General features: G+C 65.6%; 3 protein-coding genes and 1 pseudogene. All 4 read right to left on the minus strand.

Annotated elements, in window-relative coordinates; genetic code table 11:
• The coding region (gene cmoA, locus ACQKQA_RS29735; protein WP_427564733.1) for a carboxy-S-adenosyl-L-methionine synthase CmoA at nt 1–761 on the minus strand (761 nt) is incomplete at its 3' end.
• Nucleotides 762–1,005: 244 nt separating this feature from the next.
• Nucleotides 1,006–1,641 (minus strand): lysoplasmalogenase, encoded by a 636-nt coding sequence (locus ACQKQA_RS29740; protein ID WP_427564734.1) that lies wholly within the window; start codon nt 1,639–1,641, stop codon nt 1,006–1,008.
• Nucleotide 1,642: 1 nt separating this feature from the next.
• Nucleotides 1,643–2,035, minus strand: coding sequence for a protease inhibitor I42 family protein (locus ACQKQA_RS29745; protein ID WP_427564735.1), 393 nt, complete (start codon nt 2,033–2,035; stop codon nt 1,643–1,645).
• Between the two features lie 174 nt (nt 2,036–2,209).
• Nucleotides 2,210–4,120: pseudogene (gene lon / locus ACQKQA_RS29750) on the minus strand (endopeptidase La); the annotation flags it as partial.
• Nucleotides 4,121–4,211: the final 91 nt, after the last annotated feature.

The following is a 4,211-nucleotide window of genomic DNA, read 5'->3' on the forward strand; positions in this document are numbered from 1 at the left end:
TGCACGCCGGCCAGTTCGGCGGCCTGCAACACCAGTTCGTCTTCGACGTAACGCGCGCCGGAGGTCAGGTTGTCGCGCAGGGTGCCGGCCAGCAGGCGTTCGCGGTGTTCTTCGAGGCTGTCGGGCTTCATGACGTTTTCGATGGCGCTGCGTTTCTGGGCGATTTCCAGTTCGCTGTAGCCGTTGGCGCGCTTGAAGGCGATGTGCAGGTCGGTGAGCAGCGCGTGCTCCTCGGGGTCGTTGAAGCGCAGCTTCTCCGAGAGGATCAGCGCACCGCCGGGCAGCAGCGCCTGGCGAATGCGCCCGAGCAGCGCCAGGCGCTGTTCGGGGGCGATGAATTGCAGGGTGAAGTTCAGCGCCACCACCGAGGCCGGCTGGAACTCCAGGGCCAGGATGTCGCCTTCGATCACCTGCACCGGCAGCAGCTCCTGGAACATCGAGTCCTGGCCGTTGAGGTACTCGCGGCAGCGCTCGACCATGGCCGTGGAGTTATCCACCGCGATCACCCGGCAGCCGTCGGTGCGCACGTGGCGGCGCAGGGCCTGGGTCACCGCGCCGAGGGATGAACCCAGGTCGTAGAGCACGCTGCCCGGCTGGGCGAACTGGGCGGCGAGCACGCCGAGGTTCTCGACAATGGTCGGGTAACCCGGCACCGAGCGCTTGATCATGTCCGGGAACACCCGCACCACATCCTCGTTGAAGGCGAAGTCTGGCACCTGGGCCAGGGGCTGGGCGAAAAGGCGGTCGGGTTCTTTGCTCACGGCGGTTCCAGCGGTGGAGATAGAAAGAGGGGCGGCATTTTAGCCAAGTTGGCGCGGCGATGCGCGTTCTGTCTGATAAAGCGCGGCTGGATACGCCGGCTTTTGTAGCCGCTGCCGAGCCCTAGCGAGGCTGCGATCGGTAGCGCAGCTACCGCCGCGGTCCTTCAGACAAAAAACATGGGCAGGTTTGGCGAGGACTGTGTCCTCGATCGCAGCCTCGCTGGAGCTCGGCAGCGGCTACAGGTCAGCGGGGTTTCTGGCTGAAGGCCGACGCGGCGATGCCCCATTGCCCCAGCCAGTAGCTGAGGATGATCAGGTAGGGCGCGGCATCGAAGGCCACCACGAAGCGACTGATGCCGATGATGCTGTCGGAGAACACGAAGGCCAGGGCGCCGGCCGCGGCCAGTTGCGCCGAGCGCTTGGGCACGCTGCCGCCCAGGCGCGCCAGGGCCCGCCAGAGCATGGCGCTGATGGCCAGGCCGTAGACGATCACCGGCACCAGCAGTGGGCCGAGGTTGTGGCTGATCAGAATGCCCAGCAGCACCGCCCCGGCCCCGAGGGCCAGCAGCAGGGGCGCCGGCGCCAGGCGCCGGCAATCGCTGGTGTAGGCCTTGAGGTAGGCCAGGTGGGCGATCAGGAACGCCCCGAGGCCGAACACGAACAGGTCGGCGGGCCAGGCCAGCAGCACGTCGCCGAGCAGCGAGAACAGCAGGCCGAGGCCGATCCAGCGGCGATAGTCGCTGGGCGGCGCGTCGTGCAGCCAGCCGAGCAGGGCCAGCACCGGCAGCGGCTTGACCAGCAGGCACAGCAGGGTGGCGTGGATGCTCAGGCCGTAGAGGAAGGTCGCCGCGCCCATCAGCGCCAGGATCAGCCAGCCCATGTCATTTGACCGAAATAGTGCAGTCGAAGGCTTTCACCGGCGCGACTTCCGGGGCCCAGGGTTGCTGATAGGTCAGCACCAGGCGCCCGGTGCCGGCGGCGAACGCCTGGAAGCGCCAGGTGGATTGACCGCCGCTGCCCACCAGGCCGCTGTCTTCGGGGTTGCTGTAGACCTCGGGGCTGACCTTGCGCAACACGCCGCCGGCCGAGTCCTGGATCGCCCAGCGATAGCCCGTGGTCGGGTTGCTCGGCAGGGTCAGGATCAGGTTCTGCCCGTTGCTCAGTTGCACGGGGCATTCGCTCTGGTTCTCGACCGTGACGTTTTGCTTGGGTTGGCTGGCGCAGGCGGTCAGCAGGGCAAGGCTGAGGGGCAGAAACAGACGAATCGGCGACATGGGTCAGAAAGCTCCGGTCATGGCAAAGGGCGAGCATAACCGAAGATGGAGAAATGTGTGGCGGGGCAGGGCTGTTGTAGGAGCGAAGCTTGCTCGCGATAGAGACGACGCGGAGTCTCTGTGATGCCGCGTCATCGTTCATCGCGGGCAAGCCTCGCTCCTACAGGGGCAGGTTTAGAACAGCACCTTGGCCACATCGGCGAAACGCTTGGCGAAATGCACGGTGATGCCTTCCTTGAGGTAGTCCGGCAGCTCTTCGAAGTGCCCGCGGTTGGCTTCCGGCAGGATCAGCTCGTAGAGCTTCTGCCGGCGCGCCGCGATGACTTTCTCCCGCACCCCGCCGATGGGCAGGACGTGCCCGGTCAGGGTCAGCTCGCCGGTCATGGCCACGCCTTTTTTCGGCGGCTGGCTGCGGGCCAGGGACAGCAGGGCGCTGGCCATGGTCACCCCGGCGCTCGGGCCGTCCTTGGGCGTGGCGCCTTCCGGCACGTGCAGGTGGACGAAGGCCTCGTCGAAGAACTTGGCGTCGCCGCCGAACTGCTTGAGGTGCGAGGTGACATAGCTGTAGGCGATTTCCGCCGACTCCTTCATCACATCGCCCAGTTGCCCGGTGAGCTTGAAGCCCCGGTTGAGGGTATGGATCCGCGTGGCTTCGATCGGCAGCGTGGCGCCGCCCATGCTGGTCCAGGCCAGGCCGGTGATCACCCCGGTGCCGCTGAGCACCTGCTCGTTGCGGAACACCGGCATGCCCAGGGAGGCTTCCAGGTCTTTGGGGCCGAGCTTGATCACCGCGTCCGGTTCTTCCAGCAGTCGCACCACGGCCTTGCGCACCAGTTTGCCCAGCTGTTTTTCCAGCTGGCGCACGCCGGCCTCGCGGGCGTAGCCCTCGATCACCGCGCGCAGTGCCGCGTCGCTGATGCTCAGGCTGGCCTTGGACACGCCGGCCTTTTCCAGCTGCTTGGGCCACAGGTGGCGTTTGGCGATGGCCAGTTTTTCCTCGGTGATGTAGCCCGACAGGCGAATCACTTCCATGCGGTCCAGCAACGGGCCGGGAATCGAGTCCAGGGTGTTGGCGGTGCAGACGAACAGCACTTTCGACAGGTCCAGGCGCAGGTCCAGGTAATGGTCGAGGAATTCCACGTTCTGTTCCGGGTCGAGGGTCTCCAGCAGCGCCGAGGCCGGATCGCCCTGGTAGCTCTGGCCCATCTTGTCGATCTCGTCGAGCATGATCACCGGGTTCATCACTTCGACGTCTTTCAGCGCCTGCACCAGCTTGCCCGGCAGGGCGCCGATGTAGGTGCGGCGGTGGCCCTTGATCTCGGCTTCATCACGCATGCCGCCGACGCTGAAGCGATAGAACGGCCGGCCCAGGGACTCGGCGATGGATTTGCCGACGCTGGTCTTGCCCACGCCGGGGGGGCCCACCAGCAGCACGATGGAACCGCTGATCTCGCCCTTGTAGGCGCCGACCGCGAGGAATTCGAGAATCCGGCTCTTGATGTCGTCGAGCCCGGCGTGGTGCTGGTCCAGCACCTTGCGCGCGTGCTTGAGGTCGAGCTTGTCTTCGCCGTACACGCCCCAGGGCACCGCGGTGGCCCACTCCAGGTAGTTGCGGGTGACCGCGTACTCCGGCGAGCCGGTTTCGAGGATCGACAGCTTGTTCATCTCCTCCTCGATGCGTTTCTGCGCCTGGGGCGGCAGCACCTTGCCCTCCAGGCGCTGCTCGAATTGTTCGATGTCAGCGCTGCGATCGTCTTTGGTCAGGCCCAGCTCCTGCTGGATGACCTTGAGCTGTTCCTTGAGGAAGAACTCGCGTTGGTGCTCGCCGATCTTGCGGTTGACCTCGGCGGAAATCTCTTTCTGCAGGCGCGCGACCTCGACTTCCTTGCGCAGCATCGGCAGGACTTTTTCCATGCGCTTGAGCATCGGCACGCAGTCGAGCACTTCCTGCAGTTCGCTGCCGGTGGCCGAGGTCAGCGCAGCGGCGAAGTCGGTCAGCGGCGACGGGTCGTTGGGGCTGAAGCGGTTGAGGTAGTTCTTCAACTCTTCGCTGTACAGCGGATTGAGCGGCAGCAGTTCCTTGATACCTGTCGATCCATATCGTGTCCACCGCCCGCGACCTGAGCAAGTTGCTGCTGGAGGCGCGCAAGTACCCGGTGCTCAGCGAGCTGAGCAC

Source organism: Pseudomonas sp. NPDC089530, assembly GCF_050280705.1.
Lineage (GTDB): Bacteria > Pseudomonadota > Gammaproteobacteria > Pseudomonadales > Pseudomonadaceae > Aquipseudomonas.

Coding starts and splice junctions, on each gene's coding strand:
- ACQKQA_RS29740 (WP_427564734.1), bottom strand. CDS start 1,641: ATGGGCTGGCTGATCCTGGCGCTGATGGGCGCGGCGACCTTCCTCTAC.
- ACQKQA_RS29745 (WP_427564735.1), bottom strand. CDS start 2,035: ATGTCGCCGATTCGTCTGTTTCTGCCCCTCAGCCTTGCCCTGCTGACC.